The 18,154-nt window shown below is 66.8% G+C and carries 11 protein-coding genes; 6 read left to right on the top strand and 5 right to left on the bottom strand.

What is annotated here, in order from left to right; genetic code table 11:
• The first annotated feature begins 71 nt into the window (after positions 1 to 71).
• Together ASC91_RS21720 and ASC91_RS21715 are read left to right on the top strand one after the other, a co-directional pair.
• Complete coding sequence (locus tag ASC91_RS21720; RefSeq protein WP_235532054.1) at positions 72 to 1,655, top strand: alpha-amylase family glycosyl hydrolase; 1,584 nt, start codon at positions 72 to 74, stop codon at positions 1,653 to 1,655.
• Complete coding sequence (locus ASC91_RS21715) at positions 1,652 to 3,481, top strand: glycoside hydrolase family 13 protein (RefSeq protein ID WP_056201830.1); 1,830 nt, start codon at positions 1,652 to 1,654, stop codon at positions 3,479 to 3,481. Before ASC91_RS21720 ends, ASC91_RS21715 begins: the two co-directional genes overlap by 4 nt.
• A 49-nt stretch (positions 3,482 to 3,530) precedes the next feature.
• Here ASC91_RS21715 and ASC91_RS30415 read toward each other — a convergent pair whose 3' ends face one another.
• The 5 genes from ASC91_RS30415 to ASC91_RS21690 all read right to left on the bottom strand — a co-directional run bounded on the left by ASC91_RS30415 (position 3,531) and on the right by ASC91_RS21690 (position 12,741).
• A complete protein-coding gene (locus ASC91_RS30415) occupies positions 3,531 to 4,211 on the bottom strand; it encodes a PEP-CTERM sorting domain-containing protein (RefSeq protein WP_056201828.1) in 681 nt (226 codons plus the stop codon).
• A gap of 151 nt (positions 4,212 to 4,362) precedes the next feature.
• Positions 4,363 to 5,871, bottom strand: coding sequence for a 4-alpha-glucanotransferase (malQ, locus tag ASC91_RS21705; protein WP_056201826.1), 1,509 nt, complete (start codon positions 5,869 to 5,871; stop codon positions 4,363 to 4,365).
• Positions 5,868 to 7,946: a glycogen debranching protein GlgX gene (gene glgX, locus ASC91_RS21700; protein WP_056201823.1), complete on the bottom strand. Its 2,079-nt coding sequence runs from the start codon at positions 7,944 to 7,946 to the stop codon at positions 5,868 to 5,870. The genes malQ and glgX overlap by 4 nt, the downstream gene beginning before the upstream one ends.
• Before the next feature lie 86 nt (positions 7,947 to 8,032).
• On the bottom strand, positions 8,033 to 10,210 hold the full coding sequence (gene glgB, locus ASC91_RS21695; RefSeq protein WP_056201821.1) for a 1,4-alpha-glucan branching protein GlgB: 2,178 nt from the start codon (positions 10,208 to 10,210) through the stop codon (positions 8,033 to 8,035).
• A 2-nt stretch (positions 10,211 to 10,212) separates the two neighbouring features.
• Complete coding sequence (locus tag ASC91_RS21690; protein ID WP_235532053.1) at positions 10,213 to 12,741, bottom strand: glycogen/starch/alpha-glucan phosphorylase; 2,529 nt, start codon at positions 12,739 to 12,741, stop codon at positions 10,213 to 10,215.
• A gap of 290 nt (positions 12,742 to 13,031) precedes the next feature.
• On the opposite strand from ASC91_RS21690, the gene ASC91_RS21685 reads away from it, so the two are divergent.
• The 4 genes from ASC91_RS21685 (at position 13,032) to malG (ending at position 18,149) form a co-directional block, all read left to right on the top strand.
• A complete protein-coding gene (locus ASC91_RS21685; RefSeq protein WP_056201815.1) occupies positions 13,032 to 14,153 on the top strand; it encodes an ABC transporter ATP-binding protein in 1,122 nt (373 codons plus the stop codon).
• Positions 14,150 to 15,391 (top strand): maltose/maltodextrin ABC transporter substrate-binding protein MalE, encoded by a 1,242-nt coding sequence (gene malE, locus ASC91_RS21680; RefSeq protein WP_082532901.1) that lies wholly within the window; start codon positions 14,150 to 14,152, stop codon positions 15,389 to 15,391. Before ASC91_RS21685 ends, malE begins: the two co-directional genes overlap by 4 nt.
• A 5-nt stretch (positions 15,392 to 15,396) precedes the next feature.
• On the top strand, positions 15,397 to 16,980 hold the full coding sequence (gene malF, locus ASC91_RS21675; protein WP_235532051.1) for a maltose ABC transporter permease MalF: 1,584 nt from the start codon (positions 15,397 to 15,399) through the stop codon (positions 16,978 to 16,980).
• A gap of 278 nt (positions 16,981 to 17,258) precedes the next feature.
• Entirely contained in the window at positions 17,259 to 18,149 is an 891-nt protein-coding gene (gene malG, locus ASC91_RS21670) for a maltose ABC transporter permease MalG (RefSeq protein WP_056201809.1), read from the top strand.
• Positions 18,150 to 18,154 lie beyond the last annotated feature (5 nt).

Raw genomic sequence — 18,154 nt, 5'->3', positions numbered from 1 at the left:
GATAAGTAGTTTGATTACATGACTGCCTCATGGACAAGTTTTCTCGTCCACACCGCCACCTGCTGAACACCATGCAAAAGCAACTGCTGCTCACCCTCGCACTGGCCGCAGCGGCCACGGCACAAGCCCAGATCGACACACGGCCGGTACCGCCCCAGCCGCGCGCCAGCGCCCTGCCCGCGAACTGGCAGCACGGCGTCTTCATGGAAGTCTTCGTGCGCGGCTACCAGGACAGCAATGGCGACGGCATCGGCGACCTGAAAGGCCTGACCCGGCGACTGGACTACCTGAAGAAGCTCGGCGTCAGCGGCCTGTGGCTGATGCCCATCACCGCCAGCTCCGATCACGATCACGGCTACGCCACGACCGACTTCCGCGCCATCGAACCGCAGTACGGCACGCTGGCCGACTTCGACGAGCTGATCCGCGAGGCGCACAAGCGCGGCATCGCCATCGTCATGGACTACGTCATCAACCACGCGTCCTGGCAATTCCCGCCCTTCCAAGAGGCCGTGGCCGACCGCAATAGCCCCTGGCGCAGCTGGTTCGTCTGGAATACCGCGCCGGGCCCCGGCTGGGACATCTGGGGCAAATATCCCTGGTACGACGCCGCCACCAAGCCGTGGGACTGGCCCGGCGAACTGAAGGACCTGCCCGCGCCGAAGCCTGGTGCGCCGGACGTGTTCTTCGGCACCTTCGGCCCGCAGATGCCCGACTTCAACATGCGCAACCCGGCCGTGGTGCAGTACCACGAGGACTCGCTGCGCTTCTGGCTCAACCGCGGCCTGGACGGCTACCGGCTGGATGCCGTGCCTCACCTCATCGAGAACAACGCCAAGGACTGGAACGACCAGCCCGAAAGCCGCGTGCTGACCAAGCGCTTCCAGGACCTCATCAAGAGCTACCCCGGCCGCTACGTCGTCTGCGAGGCCACGGCCGAGCCCATCGCCTATGGCAAGCCGGAGCTGTGCGGCGGCGCCTTCGCCTTCAACCAGAACTACGAAATCATCAAGGCTGCCAAGGGCGAGGTTGCGGCGGTGCAGAAGGTGGCCGACTACTACCGCAGCATGTCGCCGACGATGGCGACCTTCCTGCACAACCACGACATCTTCACCGGCCAACGCGTGTGGGACCAACTGCACGGCGACGAAGCCCGCTACCGGCTCGCCGCGGCGAGCTATCTGCTGCTGCCCGGCACGCCCTTCGTCTACTACGGCGAGGAGATCGGCCATGCTGGCATCGACGGCAAGGGTGACGATCCGCTGCGTTCGCCGATGAGCTGGACCGCGGCAGGTGGTTTCACGACCAACCCCCAGCCCTTCCGCCCGCTGGCCCTGAACCGCAGTGCCCATAACGCCGAAAGCCAGCAGCGCGACGCCGGCTCGCTGTTCAACTTCTACCGTGAGCTGATCGCGCTGCGCCGCGCGTCGCCGGCACTGACATTGGGCCGCTACGAGTCCGACCGCGTCGACGGCGCCGTCTGGAGCTTCCAGCGCGTGCAGGGCAAGGAGCGTGCCCTCGTTGCCATCAACTACGGCGACACACCGGCCACCATCGAACTGACGGCGCATGCCCGGGCGCTCTATCCCAAGGGCGCCATCTCCGCCACGCTGCAGCCGCTTTCGGTGCGCATCTACAGCTTGCAAGCGCCATGAAGTCCCTGATCACCCTGACCACCGCCCTGTTGATGAGCCTGAACACGATGGCCGCCGGCCTGCAGCATGTCGAACCGCCCAACTGGTGGGTCGGCATGCGCGACACCTCCCTGCAACTGATGCTGCATGGCAGCGGCATTGCCGGCGCCCAGCCGACGCTGGCGCCCTACCCCGGCGTGAGGTTGAAGGGCAGCCACCGCGCCACCAGCGCCAACTACCTCTTCATCGACCTCGACGTGAGCCCCGACGCCAAGCCGGGCGAACTGCTGCTGAACGTGGCCGGCACGACGCTGCGCTACCCGCTGCTGGCCCGCGCGCCGGGCTCGGCGCAGCGCCAGGGCTTTGGCCCCAGGGACGCCATCTATCTCGTCGTGCCGGACCGCTTCGCCCAGGGCGGCAGCGGCAAGCCCGCCGACATGAAGGAAGGCATCCACCGCGACGACCCCGGCGGCCGCCACGGCGGCGACCTGGCCGGCATGCGCCAGCACCTGGGCTATATCGCCGGGCTCGGGTTCACCCAGGTCTGGCCGACGCCGCTGGTCGAGAACAACAGCGCCAGGTACAGCTATCACGGCTATGCGGCGACGGACTTCTACAAGATCGATCCGCGCTTCGGCACGAACGACGACTTCGGCGCCTTCGCCACCGAGGCTCGGGCCCAGGGCGTCGGCGTAATCCAGGACATCGTGCTCAACCACATCGGCAGCGGCCACTGGTGGATGGCCGACCTGCCGGCGCCGGACTGGGTCAACCAATGGCCAGCCGGATACACCGAAACCCACCACGCGCGCATGACGCTGCAGGACCCTTACGCGTCGCCGAGCGACCGCCTGCGCTTCACCGATGGCTGGTTTGTTCCCGGCATGCCCGACCTGAACCAGCGCCGGCCCGAGCTGGCCACCTATCTGACGCAGATGACGCTGTGGTGGGTCGAGCGCTTCGGCCTGTCAGGCATCCGCACCGACACCTACTCCTACTCCGACCGCGACTTCCTGACCCGCTGGTCGGCCCGCGTCATGCAGGAGTACCCGCGCCTGAACATCGTCGGCGAGGAATGGAGCCCGCACCCGGCCGTCGTGTCCTACTGGCAGCGCGGCAAGAAGAACCACGACGGCTATGTGTCATACGCACCCAGCCTGATGGACTTCCCGCTGCAGGGCAATCTGCTGGCCGCACTGACCGAGGACGACGGCGCCCACACCGGCCTGACCAAGCTCTACGAGGGCCTGGCGCATGACTTCGTCTACCCCGACCCGGCCAACCTCGTGCTGTTCGACGGCAACCACGACACGCCGCGCCTGTTTTCGCTGCTCAAGCGCGATGTCGGCCTGACCAAGATCGCGCTGGCCTACCTCGCTACCACGCGGCGCATTCCGCAGCTGTTCTACGGCAGCGAGATCCTGCTCGAGAGCCCCGTGGAGCGCGACGACGGCCGCGTGCGCGCCGACATGCCCGGCGGCTGGCCCGGCGACACCGTCAACGCCTTCACCGGCGCGGGCCTGACGGCCGAGCAGCGTGAGATGCAGGACTGGACGCGCCGCCTCTTCAACTGGCGCAAGGGCGCCACCACCATCCACGACGGCGCGCTGATGCAGTACGCACCGCTGGACGGCTGCCATGTCTTCTTCCGCTACGAAGCCGACCGCACCGTCATGGTCGTGCTGAACAAGAGCGCCGAGCCGGTGAATCTGGCGCTGTCCCGCTTCAGCGAGCGCGTGGCCGCGGGTGACCGTGCCCGCGACGTCCTCGGTGACCGGGAGTTCAGCCTCGGCGCCACGCTGACGGTGGCGGCGCGCAGCCCGCTGATCCTGGAAGTCTCGCGCTGAACGGAAAAGGGCTCCTTGCGGAGCCCTTGTTGCGTTCGGCAAGAGCCGATCAGCGCATTTGGCGGCGACGAGCCAGCAGGCCGACCATGCCCAGGCCGGCGAGCAGCAGCGCGTAGGTCTCGGGTTCCGGCACGGGGTTTGCGGTGAACGCGAAACTCAGCTTGTTCTGCGGCTGGGCGCCGATGGCAGCGAAGCTGCCGCCCATGGCGTTCAGCGTGATCGAGGCGCCAGTCACTGCGAAGCTGCTGAAACCTCCGAGCGGGACGCTGGTGGAGCCCGAGAAAAAGCCGAGGGACGGCGAGCTCGGGGTCTGGGTCAGGGCGCCAGCCGGCAATGCAACAACCGGGCCTCCGTCAATCGACATGCTGCCCGTCGCCGTGATCGACGTCGTCGCGCCAACGCCGCTCTGGAAATAGACGATATTGCCGAGGCTGGACGTGAGCGCGCCGCTCAGCGCGTAGCCTGGGTTGACCCAGATCGTGAAGTCGGGAACAGCGAAGGTGGCCGAAGCAGGAGCGCCGCCAATGCTGGTGACATTCACGGACGGATCAACCGACCATGAGAAGCCGACCAAACCGCCACCGCCACCGAACCAGCTGCTGATCGAACCAAAGCTCGTCGTGGTTTCGTCGTAGGTGACCGAGTAGGCGCCACCGTTGAACGTCGTGGTGGCGCTGGCCAGACCAGAAACCAGCAGGGCTGCTGCGGCGACGATTGTCTTGATTTGCATGATTGAACTTCCCCTGAAAACCGACCGGAGCAAAGGCCCCGCGAAAAACTAGGGGGATGCTATCGAGCGATAGCTTTCTAGGGGGACCGCTCTGACCAAAACAGCGATGTTAGGGGGGCAAAACCGCCCCCGGTTCGCGGGGGAGAGCCGCTCAGGGCAGACGCAACAGCTCGAAAGGCCCGCGGCCCGAGGCGGCGGTGATGAGTCCGAGCACACGGGCCGGCTCGCTGCCCAGCATGCCCCAATGGAAGCGCCAGCCCCAGTTGCCGCCCAGCACGCCGGGCACGTTCATGCGGTGGGCGCTGCCCAGGCCAAGCACGTCCTGCAGCGGATACACGGCCATGTTGGCCACCGAATTCGCGCAAGCGCGGATCATGGCCCAGTGCACGTCGTGGTCGCCGCAGGCGAGGTAAGAGCCGGCAAAGGCGCGCTCGCGAGGCTTGGCCTGGTCCCACCAGCCGCGCACGGTGTCGTTGTCATGCGTGCCGGTGTAGGCCACCGAGGCCCTGGGCCACATATGCGGCAGGAATTCGTGCTGCGCTGTAGCGCCGAAGGCGAACTGCAGGATCTTCATGCCGGGGAAGCCGCAACCATCGCGCAGCGCGTGCACGTCATCGGTGATGAAGCCCAGGTCCTCCGCCACGATGGGCAGCGGGCCCAGGGCTTGTCTGATGGCGTCGAAGAGGGCCATGCCCGGGCCGGTCAGCCACTGGCCCTGCGTGGCGTCGGGGCTGCTGGCGGGAATCTCGTAGTAGCCGGCAAAGCCGCGGAAATGGTCGATGCGAAAGACGTCGGCCTGCGTCAGCGCGCGCTGGATGCGCGCCGTCCACCAGGCGTAGTTCTCGTCGGCCATCTTGTCCCACCGATAGAGCGGGTTGCCCCAGCGCTGGCCGAGCGGGCCGAGGTCATCGGGCGGCACGCCGGCCACCACCGTGGTCTGGAAGTTGTCGTCCAGCTCGTAAAGGTCGGGGCGCGACCAGCAGTCGGCGCTGTCGTGGGCGACAAAGATGGGCAGGTCGCCCATGATGTGGACGCCGCGCTCGTTGGCGTAGCTCTTGAGCGCTCCGGCCTGCACATCGAACTGCCACTGCACGAATTGCCAGAAGGCGATCTCGTCGGCGTAGTCCTTGCGCGCCGCCGCCAGTGCCGCGGACTCACGCTTCTTCAGGCCTTCGCTCCACTCCCACCACGGCTGGCCATTCAGCGGCGAGCGGATGGCCATGAAGAGGACGTAGTCGTCCAGCCAGCTCTGCGCTTCCAGGCACCACTTGGCGAAGGCGATGCGGTCGACGTCGGCCGCGTTGGCGAAGAAGCCCTTGGCGGCCGCGCGCAGCTGCTGCTCGCGCCAGGGCGTGACCTCGCCATAGTTGATTAGGCCGCCGTTGAAGGCCGGGACGCTCGGCTGGGTCAGCCAGCCCTTGGCGACCAGCGGTTCCAGCGCCACCATCCACTGGCTGCCGGCGAAGGCCGACACGCCCTGGTAGGGGCTGTCGCCGGGGCCGATGGGCGTCGTCGGCAGCAACTGCCAGACGGACTGGCCGGCGGACTGCAACCAGTCGACGAAACGATAAGCGTCGGGGCCGAAGTCGCCCATGCCATGGGGGCCGGGCAGCGAGGTGATGTGCAGCAGCACACCCGAGGAGCGTTGGTTCAGGTTCATGCGTGGCGCAGTACGACGAGGGAACGGGCCGGCACATTGAGCGGCTGGCCGGGAAGAACGAGGGGCGCGGCCGACTCGCCGCTGCTGTCGAGCACGAGCTGCCAGGGCCCGTTGCAAAGCAGGAAGGGCAGCGCCGCCGGGTCGGGGTTGAAGACGATCATCAGCCGCGGCGCGCCGGCATCCGCTTCGCGCAGCTGGGCGCCGAAAGCGCGCTGGCCGGCGTCGTGCCAGTCGTGCGGGCTCATCTCGTGACCGCTGGGCGCGTACCAGGCAATGCTGGCGTCTCCCGGGCCACTGGCAAACCAGCGCGGGTGGCGCAGCAGCGGCTCGCTCGCGCGCAGGGTCAGCAGTTGCGCGACGAGCTCGGTCGTGCGGCCTTCAGCCTGGTCCCAGTCCAGCCAGGTGATGCCGTTGTCCTGGCAATACGCGTTGTTGTTGCCGCCCTGGCCATTGCCGATCTCGTCACCGGCGCACAGCATCGGCGTGCCTTGCGCCAGCAGCAGCGTGGCCAGCAAAGCGCGGCGAACGCGTTCGCGGGTGGCGCTGATGGCGGCGTCCTCGGTCGGGCCTTCGGCACCGAAGTTGGCGCAGAGCTCGCCGTCGCGGCCATCACGGTTCTCTTCGCCATTGGCGTGGTTGTGCTTGGTGGAATAGCTCGTCAGGTCTGCCAGCGTGAAGCCGTCATGAACGGCCACGAAGTTGACGGAGGCGGTGGGCAGCCGCTGCCCATGGTGAAAGACATCACTCGAGGCCATGAAGCGCCGCGCCAGCTCTCCGCGCCCGACGCCCGGTCCGGCGCCGAGCCAATAGCCGCGCACGGCATCGCGGAACTTGTCGTTCCACTCCAGGAAGCGGCCGGGGAAGCGGCCGACCTGGTAGCCGTCGTAGGCGGCGTCCCAGGGCTCGGCGATCAGGTGCACGCCGGCCAGCAACGGGTCCTGGCGCAGCGCGGTGAAGAAGGCGGCATTCGGGTCATAGCCCTGGTTCGTGCGGCCCAGCACCGGCGCCAGGTCAAAGCGGAAGCCGTCGACGCCCATCTCGGCGACCCAGTAGCGCAGCGAGTCCAGCACGAACTGCGTCACGCGCGGGTGGGCACAGTTGACGGTATTGCCGCAGCCGGTCAGGTTCTCATTGCGGCTCTTGTCATCCGCGACGAGCCGGTACCAGGTGGCGTTGTCCAGGCCACGCAAGCTCAGCGTCGGGCCGAACTCGTTGCCCTCGGGCGTGTGGTTGTAGACGACGTCCAGCACCACCTCCAGGCCGGCCTCGTGCAGGGCGCCCACCATCTGGCGAAACTCGGCCGTCACGGCGGTCGGGTCGTTGCGGTGAGCCGCATTCGCCCAACGCGGGTCCGGGCAGAAGAAGCCCAGCGTGTTGTAGCCCCAGTAGTTGTGCAGGCCGCGCTCGGCGAGGTGGGGCTCATCGATGCAGTAGTGCACCGGCAGCAGCGACAGCGTCGTCACACCCAGGCGCTTGAAATGAGCGATGGATGCGGGGTGGGCCAGGCCGGCATAGGTGCCGCGCAGTTCCTCGGGCATGCCGGGCAGCAGCCTGGAGAAGCCTTTGACATGGGCCTCGTAGAGCACGACGTCGGCCGGCGCGCGGCGCGGCTGGTGGGCGCGTGAGTGGCCGACCGGCGGCGGCGCCACGCGCGCCTTCAGCGCCTGCGTCGCGTTGTCGCGCGCATCCAGCGAGCGCGGGCCGTCCGGGTGGCCCAGCTCGTAGCCGTGGTGCTCGGCCCGCCAGCCGAAGTGGCCGACGATCTCGCGCGCGTACGGGTCCAGCAGCAGCTTGTGCGGGTTGAAGCGGTGGCCCTGTTCGGGCACATAGGGACCGTGGGCGCGCAGGCCGTAGACCAGGCCGGGGCCAACGCCGGGCAGGAAGCCATGGAACACGCCGTCATGCGGGCCGTCCAGCGCGTAGCGGCGCAGCTCGCGCTGGCCTTCGCCGTCGAAGACGCAGAGCTCGATGCGCGTCGCGTGCTCGCTCGCGAAGGCGAAGTTGACGCCGCCGTCACGGGCGAGCGCTCCCAACGGCTCGTGCCAGCCGGGTTGCAGATCAGGCAGATGAGCCATGGACTCAGCGCCCGCTGGGCCGCCCCGAGGGCGTTGGCGCCCCCTCGGGGGGCAGCGAACAGAGTGAGCGTGGGGGCTTCATTACTTCAGATCGGAACAAAAAACAATGTAGCCAGCGGCGGCAGGTTGATCGTGATGGACAGGCGCTTGCCATGCGCCGGCATCGCCTGCACGGGCAGGCCCGCCGCGGCGACGCCGTTGCCCATGTTGCTGCCGCCGTAGTAGGCCGAATCGGTGTTGAGGGCCTCGCGCCAGGCGGTCACGCCGTCGGGCACGCCCAGCGAATAGCCCTCGCGCGGCACAGGCGTCATGTTGCAGACGACGACGACCATGCGGCCCGTGCCGTCGCGGCGCACCCAGGCATAGATGGAATGCTCGGCGTCATGGGCACTGATCCACTCGAAGCCGCCCTGCTCGCAGTCCAGCCGGTGCAGGGCCGTGTGGTCGCGGTAGAGCTTGTTGAGGTCGCGCACCAGGCGCTGCACACCGGCATGGCGGTCGTCTTCCAGCAGGCCCCAGGGCAGGCTCTCGGCATGGTTCCACTCCTGGCGCTGGGCGAACTCCTGGCCCATGAAAAGCAGCTTCTTGCCGGGGTGGCCCCACATGAAGCCGTAGTAGGCGCGCAGGTTGGCGAACTTCTGCCAGTCGTCGCCGGGCATCTTGGCCAGCATGGAGCCCTTGCCGTGCACGACCTCGTCGTGCGAGATGGGCAGCATGAAGTTCTCGCTGAACGCATAGATCAGGCCGAAGGTCATCTTGTCGTGATGCCAGCGGCGGTTGATCGGGTCCTCGGCCATGTAGCGCAAGGTGTCGTTCATCCAGCCCATGTTCCACTTGTAGTGGAAGCCCAGGCCGCCCGCGTATGTGGGCGCCGAGACGCCGGGGAAGCTGGTGCTCTCCTCGGCCACGCTGATGGCGCCCTCGATCTCGCCGACATGCTCGTTCATCTCGCGCAGCATGGAGATGGCTTCGAGGTTCTCGCGGCCACCACGGATGTTGGGAATCCATTCGCCGGCCGGCCGCGAGTAGTCGCGGTAGAGCATGCTGGCCACCGCGTCAACGCGCAGGCCGTCGACGCCCCAGCGCTCGATCCAGTAGGTCGCGCTGCCGACCAGGAACTCGCGCACCTCGGTGCGGGCGAAGTTGTAGATCAGCGTGTTCCAGTCGCGGTGGAAGCCTTCCTTGGGGTCGGCGTATTCGTAAAGGCGCGTGCCGTCGAACTCTGCCAGGCCATGGGCATCGGCGGGGAAGTGGGCGGGCACCCAGTCCAGCAACAGGCCGAGGCCCTGCTCATGGCAAGCCTTGACGAAGCGGGCGAAGCCCTCGGGCGGGCCGAAGCGCGCACTGGGCGCGTACATGCCCAGCGTCTGGTAGCCCCAGGAGCCGTCGAAGGGATGCTCGCTGACGGGCATGAGTTGCACATGTGTGAAGCCCATGTCGACCACGTAGGCGGGCAGGTGCTCGGCGAGTTCGTCCCAGGTCGGGAAGTCACCGGCCACACCGCGGCGCCAGGAGGCGGCGTGCACCTCGTAGACGCTGATGGGCGACTCGCGCCGGTTGGCGCGCTCACGCTGGCGCGGCAGCGGCGTCGGCTCGGGCAGGGCCGCGACGACGCTGGCCGTCTCCGGCCGCAACTGGGCGCGGCGGGCATAGGGGTCGGCCTTGAGCGGCAGCAGCGCGCCGTTGCCGTTGACGATCTCGAACTTGTAGAGATCGCCTTCGATGGCGTGGGGCACGAAGATCTCCCACACGCCGGCCAGGTGGCGCAGCCGCATCGGGTGGCGCCGGCCGTCCCAGTTGTTGAAGTTGCCGACGACGCTGACGCGCTTCGCATTGGGTGCCCAGACCGCGAAGCGCACGCCGCTGACGTCGCCGTACTGCACGACATGTGCACCCAGGCTCAGCCAGGGCCGGAAGTTGCGGCCTTCGGCAAAGGCCTTGAGCTCATCGTCGCCGAGCTGGGGGTAGAAGTTGTAGGGGTCGGCATAGACGCCCTCGCCGCCCCCGGTCCAGCGCACGGCCAGGCGGTAGTCGAAGCGGTGCTTGCGACGCGGCACCTGCGCCTCGAAGAAGCCGCCGCGGCGCTCCTCCAGGTCGACGATGTGCTTCTTGCTGCTGGCATCCAGCAGCGCGACTTCCGCGGCGCCGGGCAGCAGCGCGCGCACCCAGAGCCGACCGTTGTCATCCGCGTGCAGGCCCAGCCGGCCGAAAGGATCGGCATGGCGGCCCGCCAGCAGGGAATCAACGTCGGCGTCGTTCAGCATCGTCAGGTGTTCAGACTCTTCACGGACCAGACACGGTCCACATACTCGGCGATCGTGCGATCGGACGAGAACGGGCCCATGCCGGCGATATTGCGCAAGGCGCGTTCGGCCCAGGCCGCACGGTCGGCAAACAGCGCATCGACCTTGGCCTGGGTGGCGACGTAATCGGCGAAATCGGCCATCAGCAGGTAGACGTCGCGGTGCAGGAGGCTGTCGACAAGTTGCCGGTAGCGCTCGGTGTCGCCGTTACTGAAGACGCCCGCCGCGATGGCATCGATGACGCGCTTGAGTTGGCGATTCTCTTCGACGTACAGGCGCGGGTCGTAGCCCAGCTGCTTGATCTTGGCGACCGCATCGGCGCGCAGGCCGAACACGAACATGTTCTCCACGCCCATGGCCTCGGCCATCTCGATGTTGGCGCCGTCCCAGGTGCCGATCGTGACCGCGCCGTTCATGCCGAACTTCATATTGCCGGTGCCCGAGGCCTCGGTGCCGGCCGTCGAGATCTGCTCGGACAGGTCGGCCGCCGGGATGATGCTTTCGGCCAGTGTGACGCTGTAGTTGGGCAGGAAGACGAGCTTGAGCTTGTCGCCCACGCGCGGGTCGCTATTGATGACGCGAGCGACGTCATGTGCCAGACGCACGATGCTCTTGGCCGTCTGGTAGGCCGAGGCCGCCTTGCCGGCGATGACGACGGTGCGCGGCACCCAGTTGGCATCGGGGTTATCGCGGATGGCCTGGTAGCGGCTGATGACGTGCAGGATGTTCAGCAGCTGGCGCTTGTATTCGTGGATGCGCTTGATCTGGATGTCGAACAGGCTGTCGACATTGACCGAGATGCCCAGCTCACGGCGGATGACGGCGGCAAGGCGTTCCTTGTTGGCGCGCTTGACGGCCAGGAACTCCTCGCCCAGCTCCTTGTTGGCGGCCAGCGGCGCCAGTTCGCCCAGCTCGGCCAGGTTCTTGCGCCAGCCCTCGCCGATGCGGCTGTCCAGCAGCCCGGACAGCAGCGGGTTGGCCTGCTCCAGCCAGCGGCGCGGCGTGACGCCATTGGTGACGTTGTGGAAGCGCTCCGGCCAGATGCGAGCGTAGTCGGCAAAGATGGTCTGCACCATCAGCTCCGAGTGCAGTGCGGCCACGCCGTTGACGCGGTGCGACGAGACCAACGCAAGCGCGGCCATGCGCACGCGGCGCTCGCTGCCGTGGCTACCTTCGTCAATGAGGGACACCCGCGAGGCGAAGGCGTGATCGCCGGGAAAGCGGGCCTGCACGTCTTCCAGGAAGCGGTGGTTGATCTCGTAAATGATCTCGAGGTGACGCGGCAGCAGGTTCTCGAACATGCGCACCGGCCAGGTTTCCAGCGCCTCCGGCATCAGCGTGTGGTTGGTATAGGCCACCGCCTGGCGGGTGATCTTCCAGGCCTCGTCCCAGCCCAGGCCGTGCTCGTCCAGCAGCAGGCGCATCAGCTCTGCCGGGGCGAGCGCGGGATGCGTGTCGTTGAGATGGATGGCGTTGGTCTTGCCGAGGTTGTGCAGCGAACCGAACTCGCGCAGATGGCGCGCGATCAGGTCCTGCAGCGAGGCGCTGACGAGGAAGGCCTCCTGCTTCAGGCGGAGCTCGCGGCCGGCTTCGGTGGAGTCGTCCGGGTAGAGCACCCAGTTCAGCGCATCGGCCAGCACCTGGTGGCGGGCAGCGCGGGCGTAGTCGCCCTCGCAGAAGGGCTTGAAAGCGATGGGCGCCGCCGTGGCCTGCCACTGGCGCAGCGTGGAGACGCGCTCGCTGTGGTGGGCGGGCACGATGAAGTCATAGGCCTGGGCCTCGATGCTGTCGGCCGGCTGCCAGCGGCGCACGCCCGAGGCATCGACCTCGATGCGGCCGCCAAAGCCAACCTCGTAGCGCAGGTCCTGTCGAGGCAGCTCCCAGGCGGGCGAGTCGCGCGTCCAGTCGTCGGGCTGCTCCAGCTGGCGGCCCTGGCTGATGACCTGGGCAAAGGTGCCATAGCGGTAGCGCAGGCCGTAGCCGAAGGACGGCAGCTCCAGTTCGGCGAAGCTGTCCAGGAAGCAGGCCGCCAGGCGACCCAGGCCGCCATTGCCCAAGGCCGCATCGGGCTCGCGCTCCAGCACATCGCCCAGGGCCAGACCCTGCTCGGCCAGCTTGGCTTCCAGCGGGTCGACCAGCTTCAGGGCGGCCAGCGCATTGGACAGCGCGCGGCCCATCAGGAATTCCATCGACAGATAGTGCACGCGGCGCACGGGCGCCTTGTCTCCACGCTGGGCGTCAGCGGCCTGCGTGGTGGCCCAGCGGCGGGCGAGCGTCTCGCGGCAGGCGATGGCCGCCGCGTGCAAGGCCGCCTGCGGCGTGGCGCCATGGCTGGATTGGGACAGCTCGCGCTCGTAGGCGGTCTCGAAGGCGGCGCGCAAGGCCTTGTCTTCGGCGGAGAGGGCAGTCGGCTTCTTCATCGCGGTGGAGGCCTTGGCGGCGGGCTTGCGTTGAACGGGTAACGCGAAGCTCTTGGGTGTTGGGGAGTTCATCAGTGCCGGCCCCCAGCGACGGAGGCAAGAATGCTACTCGACGGGCAGCGTTGGCTGAAGTATCGACCAGCTCCGCCCCGTTGTGTAGTTTGACTACATCGGGAAAACCCGGAACGTTTTGCAAAGCATTGATTTTCAAGGATTTCGCAAAGATTCAAGCGAGTCAACTCTGTTGTTGTAAGCTCGTCACGAATGTATATTGTCTACAAAGGCGGCCAAAGAAGAGAAATTTAGCCGTCGAACGACGAGACAAGCCGACCACCAGACGGCCGGCGACTGAAAGGTTAGAAGTGGCAGACGTTCGACTGACCGGTGTGGAGAAAGCCTACGGCGACATCCGCATCCTTCACGGCATCGACCTGGAGATCCGCGACGGTGAGTTCATGGTCTTCGTCGGCCCCTCGGGCTGCGGCAAGTCCACGCTGCTGCGCACCATCGCCGGCCTGGAAGAGATCACCGGCGGCGAGCTGACCATCGGCGGGCGCGTCGTCAACGAGGTGCCACCCAGCGAGCGCGGCATTGCCATGGTGTTCCAGTCGTATGCGCTCTACCCGCATATGAACCTGTTCGACAACATGGCCTTCGGCCTGAAGTTGGCCAAGGTGCCCAAGGCCGAGATCGAGACGGCCGTGCGCAACGCGGCCAAGATCCTGCACATCGAGCACCTGCTGGACCGCAAGCCGAAAGACCTCTCCGGCGGCCAGCGCCAGCGCGTCGCCATCGGCCGCGCCATCGTGCGTAAGCCCGATGTCTTCCTGTTCGACGAGCCACTGTCGAACCTCGATGCCGCCCTGCGCGTGCGCATGCGCTATGAGTTCGCCAAGCTGCACGAGGATCTGAAGACCACGATGATCTACGTGACCCACGATCAGGTGGAGGCCATGACGCTGGCCGACCGCATCGTCGTGCTGTCGGCCGGCAAGATTGAGCAGGTCGGCTCGCCGCTGGAGCTGTACGAGCATCCGCGCAACCTCTTCGTGGCAGGCTTCATCGGCAGCCCGAAGATGAACTTCATCGAGGGTGAGTTGGTCGTCATCGAGGCGGGGCATGTGGACGTGAAGCTGGCCGGCAGCGGCGTCGTCCTGCGCGCGCTGGTGGATGGCAGTGGCGCCAAGGTGGGCGACAAGGTGACTCTCGGCGTGCGGCCGGAGCACATCCGTCAAGGTGGCGAGAACAACCTGGTGTACAGCACCGTCGCCTTCGTCGAATCCCTCGGCGGCATCACCTTCGCCTACTGTCCCTACCCCGGCCTCGAAGAGCCGCTGACCTGCCAGTTCGAAGGCCGCAACGGCTGCGACCGCCTGCGCAGCGGCCAGGATCTGGACCTGCATCTGCCGGCTGAAGCCTTGTACGTGTTCGACGCCAACGGTCTGGCCTTGCGCCGGCTGGCTGCGCCGGAGCTGCAGGCATGACGGCTGTGAAGAAAACACAGCCACAGAGGCACAGAGGCACAGAGAAGAAAGCTCTGAAAGCCCTTTCGCGTTTCACTGTGTCTCTGTGCCTCTGTGGCGGCATTTCGGCGGCGTCGGCGGACACACCCAAGCTCCTGGTCTGGATCAATGGCGACAAGGCCTACAACGGCCTGCAGAAGGTCGGCGATGCCTTCGAGAAGGCCTCGGGCGTCAAGGTCGTCGTCGAGCACCCGGTCGATGCGACCGACAAGTTCCAGCAGGCCGCCGGTGCTGGCAAGGGCCCGGACATCTTCTGCTGGCCCCACGACCGTGTCGGCGAATGGGCCAAGGCGGGCTTGCTGACGTCGCTGCGTCCGTCGGCGCGGCTGAAGGCCGAGTCCGAAGACCAAGCCTGGGCGGCGCTGAGCTACCGCGGCCGCATCTGGGGCTACCCCATCGCCATCGAGACGACGGGCCTGATCTACAACAAGGCCCTGGTGCCCACGCCGCCCGCGACCTGGGACGAACTGATCGCGCTGGACAAGAAGCTTCAGGCCAGCGGCAAGCACGCCGTGCTGTGGGACTACAACAAGAGCTTCTTCAGCTGGCCCATGATTGCCGGCGCGGGTGGCGTCATCTTCGGCCGTGATACCCAGGGTGATTTCGATCCCAAGAAGGTGGACGTCAACAACGAAGGCGCCCTGGCTGGTGCCCAGATGATCGAGCGCCTCATCAAGGGCGGCCACATGCCCAAGGGCGCGCGCTACTCCGAGATGGAGTCCGCCTTTGCCCGTGGCGAGGTGGCCATGATGATCTCCGGCCCCTGGGCCTGGGACAACGCCAGGCGCGCCAAGATCGACATCGGTGTGGCAGGCATCCCGGCCGTCGTCGCCGGCAAGCCGAGCAAGAGCTTTGTCGGCGTGCTGGGCTGCATGATCTCGGCGCCCAGCAAGAACAAGGACATCGCCAAGGAGTTCATCGAGAACCACCTGATGCGCCCCGAAGCGCTGAAGGTGCTGGATGCCGACGTGCCCATCGGCGTGCCGGCCAACAAGGCCTTCTACGCCGAGCTGTCAGTCAACCCGCTGATCGCAGCCAGCATGACCAATGCGCGCAACGGCGCGCCCATCCCCAACATCCCCGAGGTCGGCCGCTTCTGGACCGCGATGGACGCGGCGCTCGAAGCCATCACCAACGGACTGCAATCACCGAAGGACGCGCTCGACGGCGCCGCCGCACGGATGCTGCTGAACAAATGAACGCCTTGTCCTCATCCCTCGGCCAAGGCGCCTACACGACGCTGCCGCCCTCGCTGACCGAGAAGCTGTCCAAGTGGCTGCACTGGCCGCTCGCCATCCTCGGCATGGTCGCCGCGCTGTATCTCGTCTTCCTGATTTACACGACCGGCCAGGCCGCCTGGGCCATCGGTCTGCTCGTGCTGTTCACCGCCGGCTTCTACGTCTACCTCAGCCGCGGCGGCTTCGCCTGGCGCTACCTCTTCCCCGGCGTGGCCGGCATGCTGGTCTTCATCGCCTTCCCGCTCGTCTACACGGCGCAGATCGGCCTGACGAACTACTCCAGCATCCACCTGCTCAGCGAAAGCCGCGTGCGCGAGTACCTGCTGGAGCAGCATGACGCGGTGGAAGACCGGGTGCTGAACTACAGCCTGCATGCCAGCGGCGCCGAATTCCGCCTCGTGCTTAAAACCGAGGGCGAAGCCAACCCGCAGTGGATGTCGCCACCGCTGGCGCTGCGCGCGGGCAAGGACCTCCGAGTGGACCTGGCCGCGGCGGACGCCACGTCCGCACCGACAGGCGCCGCCCTGCCCTTGCCCGAGCTGATCAAGCACCGCGACGCGCTGGCCAAGCTCGTGCTCGTTGCGCCCGACAGGACCGAGCTGCACTACCTCGGCCTGCGCGAGTTCGGCCCCGTCAAGCCGCAGTGGACCGCCAACGCCGACGGCAGCCTGACCCGCGCGCTGGATGGCGCCGTCTTCAAGCCCAACCGTGACACCGGCTTCTTCGAGGCCCAGGCCGACGGCGGCAAGGTCGAGACGCTGCAGCCCGGCTTCAAGGCCTTCATCGGCATGGCGAACTACGCACGCATGCTGTTCGACGCCGAGTTCCGTGGCCCCTTCCTGTCCATCTTCAGCTGGACGGTCATCTTCTCGGCGCTGACCGTCGTCTTCTCAACCGCCATCGGCATGCTCTTCGCCGTGCTGCTGAACTGGGAGGGCATGAAGTACCGCACCACCTACCGCACCCTGCTCTTCCTGCCGTATGCGGTGCCGGGCTTCATCTCCATCCTCGTCTTCAAGGGCCTGTTCAACCAGAACTTCGGCGAGATCAACGCCATCCTGAACGCGCTGATCGGCGTCAAGCCCGCCTGGTTTGCCGACCCGCTGCTGGCCAAGACCATGCTGCTCATCGTCAACGTCTGGCTGGGTTATCCGTACATCATGATCCTGTGCTCGGGGCTGCTGAAGGCGATTCCCGCGGACCTGTACGAAGCGTCGGCCCTGGCCGGCGCCAGCCCCGCGACCAACTTCCTCAAGATCACCGCGCCGCTGATCATCAAGCCGCTGGCGCCGCTGCTGGTCAGTGCCTTCGCCTTCAACTTCAACAACTTCGTGCTGATCGCGCTGCTGACCGATGGCCGGCCGGACTTCCTGTCCACCAAGTTGCCCGCGGGCCAGACCGACATCCTCGTCAGCTACACCTACCGCATCGCCTTCAAGGACTCGGGCTCCGACTTCGGCCTCGCCGCGGCGATCTCGACGCTGATCTTCTTCCTCGTGGCGGCGCTGTCGCTGATCAACCTTCGCATGAGCGCCAAGGCACAAAAATGATGCTGGCATCGATGGGTTGCCAAGCGCGGCAGACGAGGGACTACGTGTCCCCCGGCCGCTACGCGACCTCCTCCTTTACCTTCGTCCCTCGCCCGCCGCACTCGGCAACTGGACCCAGTGGGTTTCTTCAGCGAAGGAAACCGCTGGTGTTGGATCGGGCCGGGTGGGCGGGCTGCGCAGGTAAAGGAGGAGACCGCGCAGCGGGCGGGGGACACGGAGCAGACCGCTCACCCGGGCCGATCCCGACCCATCCAGAAAGACATTCGGAGTTCTGAACCATGGCCATCGTCCTCGGCAAACAAGCCCGCTGGCGCACCCTCGCCGGCCACGCGGTGATGTGGCTCTTCATCGCCACCACCATCTTCCCGCTGCTGGCCGTCGTGTCCATCTCGCTGCGCCCCGGCAACTTCGCCACCGGTAGCCTGATCCCGACCGAGATCAGCCTGGAGCACTGGAAGCTGGCGCTCGGCATCCCATATCAAGCGGCCGACGGCAGCCTGGTGCAGCCACCCTTCCCCGTGCTGACCTGGCTGTGGAACTCGATCAAGATCGCGACGATCTCGGCCTTCCTCATCGTCGCCATCTCCACCAGCGCGGCCTATGCCTTCGCGCGCATGAAGTTCCGCTTCGACAAGCCGGTGCTCAACGGCATGCTGCTGCTGCAGATGTTCCCGCCGGTGCTGGCGCTGGTGGCCATCTACGCCATCTTCGAGACCATCGGCACCTATGTGCCGGCGCTGGGCATCGAGACGCATGCCGGTCTGGTGCTCGCCTACCTGGGCGGTATCGCCACGCATGTGTGGACCATCAAGGGCTACTTCGAGACCATCCCCGTAGAGATCGAGGAGAACGCCAAGGTCGACGGCGCGACGCACTGGCAGGCCTTCTCGCGCGTGCTGCTGCCGATGGCGATTCCCATCCTGATGGTGGTCTTCGTGCTGGCTTTCATCGGCACCATCATCGAGTACCCGGTGGCGTCCATCCTGCTGCGCGAAGAGGGCAACCTCACGCTGGCCGTCGGCTCCAAATACTTCCTGCACGACCAGCGTTTCCTGTGGGGCGACTTCGCGGCCGCGGCCGTGCTGTCGGGCCTGCCGATCACGTTGGTCTTCCTGCTGGCACAGCGCTGGATCGTCTCCGGCCTGACTGCTGGCGGCGTCAAGGGCTGATCCAT

Origin of the sequence: Pelomonas sp. Root1237 (assembly GCF_001425055.1) — a bacterium.
GTDB lineage: Bacteria > Pseudomonadota > Gammaproteobacteria > Burkholderiales > Burkholderiaceae_C > Pelomonas.
Note: the sequence above shows the minus strand (reverse complement) of the source record. Positions and strands in the feature narration are given on the sequence as shown.